This window comes from Holdemanella porci (assembly GCF_009696075.1).
In the GTDB taxonomy this organism is placed as follows: Bacteria; Bacillota_I; Bacilli_A; order Erysipelotrichales; family Erysipelotrichaceae; genus Holdemanella; species Holdemanella porci.
Genome location: NZ_VUMR01000088.1, coordinates 1 through 3,966, shown reverse-complemented (window position 1 = coordinate 3,966; position 3,966 = coordinate 1). Strand labels below are relative to the sequence as shown.

At 30.0% G+C, this 3,966-nt stretch carries 6 protein-coding genes; all 6 read left to right on the top strand.

The window, feature by feature from the left end; genetic code table 11:
• Window positions 1-226 precede the first annotated feature (226 nt).
• The 6 genes from FYJ55_RS10275 (at window position 227) to FYJ55_RS10250 (ending at window position 3,889) form a co-directional block, all read left to right on the top strand.
• Window positions 227-1,432, top strand: a complete 1,206-nt coding sequence (locus FYJ55_RS10275) for a DUF6908 domain-containing protein (RefSeq protein WP_154556744.1) — start codon at window positions 227-229, stop codon at window positions 1,430-1,432.
• On the top strand, window positions 1,429-2,370 hold the full coding sequence (locus tag FYJ55_RS10270) for a DUF3991 and TOPRIM domain-containing protein (protein WP_154556743.1): 942 nt from the start codon (window positions 1,429-1,431) through the stop codon (window positions 2,368-2,370). The genes FYJ55_RS10275 and FYJ55_RS10270 overlap by 4 nt, the downstream gene beginning before the upstream one ends.
• A gap of 75 nt (window positions 2,371-2,445) precedes the next feature.
• Complete coding sequence (locus FYJ55_RS10265; RefSeq protein WP_154556742.1) at window positions 2,446-2,910, top strand: hypothetical protein; 465 nt, start codon at window positions 2,446-2,448, stop codon at window positions 2,908-2,910.
• Window positions 2,891-3,058 (top strand): hypothetical protein, encoded by a 168-nt coding sequence (locus FYJ55_RS10260; RefSeq protein ID WP_195836728.1) that lies wholly within the window; start codon window positions 2,891-2,893, stop codon window positions 3,056-3,058. The genes FYJ55_RS10265 and FYJ55_RS10260 overlap by 20 nt, the downstream gene beginning before the upstream one ends.
• Window positions 3,059-3,198: 140 nt before the next feature.
• Window positions 3,199-3,681, top strand: a complete 483-nt coding sequence (locus FYJ55_RS10255; RefSeq protein WP_229771161.1) for a hypothetical protein — start codon at window positions 3,199-3,201, stop codon at window positions 3,679-3,681.
• Window positions 3,665-3,889, top strand: coding sequence for a hypothetical protein (locus FYJ55_RS10250; RefSeq protein WP_154556739.1), 225 nt, complete (start codon window positions 3,665-3,667; stop codon window positions 3,887-3,889). The genes FYJ55_RS10255 and FYJ55_RS10250 overlap by 17 nt, the downstream gene beginning before the upstream one ends.
• Window positions 3,890-3,966 lie beyond the last annotated feature (77 nt).

Below are 3,966 nucleotides of genomic sequence, written 5' to 3'. Positions count from 1 at the left end.
AATACAACACGAATTCACTCACATTGTGAATATGAATCTCCACAAAATTTTGAAAAACAATATTTGAAACATAAACATTAAAAAAACAGATATTTAAGTTGTCTTAAATCTTGACATAGTACCACATTTTAAGACAACGACTGTCTTTGATATTTCACAAACTTCAGGAGATCCTCTTCCATCTTTAGTGCATGATTTGACAGGTTCTAGTAATGAAATTAAAGCCATGATTCAAACTATTCAGTCTGTATGCACAATACCAATTGAATTTAAAACAGAAATTGAAAATCTTAGTTTTATGACTGGAGCTAAAGGATATTATTCACCAAGAAAAGATAAGATTGTCATTAATAAAGATTTGGAGGATTTACAAACCGCAAAAACATTAATACATGAGTATGCTCACAGCATACTTCATAAAGAAACAGACAAAAATCAAAGCCAACGAGAAATTGAAGCCGAATCGTTGGCTTTTGTTATTTGTGACCATTTTGGAATTGATACTTCTGAATATTCATTTGGCTATATCGCGTCTTATGCCAACAAGGATTACAGTGAATTGAAATCTATTTTAGTGAACATTCAGAGTAAAGCACACGAAATGATTGAACTAATAGAACCTGTGTTTAAGGAGAATTTGCATATGCTAGAAAAGGAAAATCAATATATTACTCCAGGGGAAATGGAAGAATTGAATCATGATATTGTACTTAAAATTGCATCCGTGATGGAACAGTATAAAGAAGTTATGTCGGATTCAAATATTACAACTTCAGATATTCATGAAACGATTGATCAAGAAATATCGAATCTTTTGACAGATAATAAAGAATATAAAGTACAAGATCATTTGTATCAGAATAATGAAGTCTACCATGTTGCTTTGCATAGTGCTTGTTATGATGCATTTATGAATGAAGAGTTTGATCCAAAACAATCCTGGTTTATGGATCATTCGATTGAAAGAAGAAACTATGAGCAATTCGAAAAAATAGCCAGTCCATTATTAACAAACAGTGCATATTATATGAAATATGGAACACCTAATTATATGGATTTAAATATCGAAATTATTGGGGATAATCGATTGGCTATGGCCCATAACTATGTTTTAAATGGGGATGTGATGGCTGATCCAGATGTTGAATTTACGGTTGATAAAAAGAACAGGATGCTATATCCACAGACCTATCAGCAGGATTCACTTCAATACTTTGAAAGAGTAGATGGAGATTCAATACGTGCTAGAGAACTGAATCATTTTATGCATGAATGGCTTACAAATGTTGTTGATCAAAAGTATAAAGTGCAAACTATTTATACTGAAGATAAAGAACTATCTATCAAAGAAAATCCAAATACTGTAAGAAGCTTTTGTAAACAGAATGGTATAGGAATGATGGCACCTAAACTTAAGGAGTTGGAAAAATGAGTAAAAAGTTTATTCGAAAATCGGTACTTGAAAATGTTAGGACACTATCGGCATTTGATTATTTAAATAACTATCATCCTTCATTATTAGTAAAAAATGGAAAGAAGGATTACTATCATAGAGAACATGATTCATTGCACTTTTCAAACGGCAAGTGGTATTGGTGGTCGCAAGGTGTAGGTGGTACAACTGCATTGGATTATTTGATTGCTGTAGAAGGATATGATTTTAAAGAAGCGTGTAACTATTTGGCCAGCTTAATGAACATTAGTAATCCAGTTGTTACGTATTATCATAAAAAAGAAACTAAACCATTCGAGCTTCCTGAGAAAGATAAAAACAATAATTTAGTGATTCGTTATTTGTGTGAAACGCGAAAAATAGATAGAGAAATTGTTGATTATTTTATTTCTAAAGGGATGCTTTATCAGTCAGCAAATTTTCGAAATGCTGTGTTTGTTGGGTATGATGGTGATATGCCTGCTTATGCATTTAAGCGAAATATATTTAAAGATTTTAAATTAGAACATACAGGAAGTAATAAGGCTTTTAGCTTTAATTATCAAAATAAAGAAAGCAATGTTCTTCATGTTTTTGAAGCAGCCATTGATTTATTGTCTTATATGACACTATTAAAAATGGAGGATATTGATTACAAGTCTTTTAATTATTTATCTTTAGGTGGAGCTTGTGAAAAGATAGCAGCAAAAAATGAAGCTGATATGCCGATTGCATTAAATGCCTTTTTAGAAAGAAATCCCAATGTTCAAATTATTGTTTTCCATTTGGATAATGATGAAGTAGGTAGAGGTACAACACAAAAGATTATGATAATTGCAAGACGTAACTATCAATGTTTTGATAATCATCCTGTGAACTTTAAAGATGTAAATGATGAATTAATTCATAAAATTATGTTATCATCGACTGATTTATAATTTTTGGTCGAGGACAAAAGGTTCTCTTAATTGTATATTTGAATTAGTCAATATATGAATTGAGGAGGATTTACGATGGGCATAGAAACGATAGTAGCTAAATTGATTGAATCAACTGAAGATAAAGTAGTGTTTTTATATGATGCAGATACAATTTTTTATCAAATGACAAAATCAAAATCAGGAATTGTAGAATTTGATTATTGTGTTTTTGATAGTGTGGCTTCTGAGGTTGGAGCAGCTTTCATACTACAGAATTTGTCTAATAACCATATTCGAATTATCCAGGAACCTAAAATCAAAGATATAAATGATTATGGTATAGACACGATTCCATTTATGATATTTAGAGAGATATTAAACAAGTATTATCATACAAATCATATTCCTGGATTTGCCGTGTATTTTAGTAAATGCTTTTTAGAACAAGCTCTACAAGTGGATATTGTAAGAGAGATGTTTATTAAAAATAATGTTGCATCTGAAGAAACCATAAACGATTTATTAGGAATAAAAAAGAGTGATAAAGAATATCATTGATTTCATGACATTTAAATATAATGTTGAAATTAGTTGTATGGCTACTGGTTTATTATTTATGAAATTAAATCGCGAGGCGCACGAGATATTAGGACAAGAATTTTATAGAATCTACGATCCAAAGATTGAACAAGAATTTAAAGGATAATCAAATATAGGAGTTTCTGTTAAGTAGAAACTCTTTTTTATTGTTTATAAGAAATTAGAAAGAGGTGGATTAATTTAAATAAACAATTTGATTTATTTCAAAAAATGAAGATCAAAGAGGTCTGTGAAAATATTAGTCGTATGACTTATGCATATATCAATCCAGACACAAAACAACCAACCGTAGTGCCATCAAAGCATTATAAAGATATTTTAGATCAGCCGGTAGAAGTATTGGTTAATGATCAAGTGAAAAAACAATTTTTAAATATTATGTTTAAACAAATGAAAACATTAAAAGAGGAAGAACCCATCTTGTTTAATGAAACACTGTTGTTGATGGATTTGAATAAGACTCCAGATAGTTTGGAACTAAATGAAGAAGCAGCATTAAAGATAACGGCCACAGAATTAGTGGAAAGTGAGAAAACACAAAAGAAAAAATTCCATTTAGTGGATAACGCATATTTGGATTCATACGAAGCAACAAAGAATGATAGTGAATTGATGGCTCATATTTTTAAAGAGCAACAAAATGATCGTGTTTATTCTGTTGAGTTAGATGAGATGGAAATGGAAAAACCTAAGTCAAAAGGAGGAAAAAAGAATGACTTACAACACTAGAATTTATAATTATTCAAATTTAAAATCTGAAGACAAACAAATTGTTCAGGCACAATTGTTAATGTTTGAAACTGTAGAAGACACAATCACAGAATATATGTATCGTAGAGAATCTTCTACAAATATTTTGGATGCAGTTTCTTATGAAGAAGGAATCAAAGTGGTACTATGTCAAGATTTAAGACAACTTAAATATCTGTTTTTTTAATGTTTATGTTTCAAATATTGTTTTTCAAAATTTTGTGGAGATTCATATTCACAATGTGAGTGAATTCGTGTTGTATT